Annotated in this window: 1 pseudogene; it reads left to right on the forward strand. The window is 42.3% G+C overall.

The features are described from left to right. A pseudogene (locus tag HC176_RS15895) lies at window positions 1-551 on the forward strand (sugar MFS transporter); the annotation flags it as partial.

Below are 551 nucleotides of genomic sequence, written 5' to 3' on the forward strand. Positions count from 1 at the left end.
TTATTGCAAACCGCGGCAAATCCATATGTAGTGGTGTTAGGTCCTGCGGAAAGTGCTGCGAAGCGAATAAGCATTATGGGAATCTGTAATAAAGTAGCCGGAGTGTTGGCGCCGATTGTTTTGGGAGCTATTCTTTTTACTTCCGGAGATAATTTATTGGAAACTGTGGAAGCTTTAAGTGGTGCCGAAAAGGCTGCTGCCCTTGATGAACTGGCCGAAAGGGTGATCAATCCTTACCTGGTAATGATGGGGATTTTGATCCTGCTAGGCATTTGGATTTATTTTTCTTCTTTACCTGAAGTTGACGCCGATGCTGAAGATGAAGAACTGGCAAAAACCAATCTCTCCAAAAAGAGTATTTTTCAGTTCCCTCATATCTTCCTGGGAACCTTAGCCTTATTCCTTTATGTTGGAGTGGAGGTGATTGCGGGAGATACAATTATTAATTATGCTAATGAATCCCATGGCATTCCTTTAGATGAGGCCAAATTCTTCGCCAGTTTCACACTGGGAGCAATGATTTTGGGATATGTCATTGGAATTTTCACCAT

Source organism: Tamlana crocina (assembly GCF_012037625.1).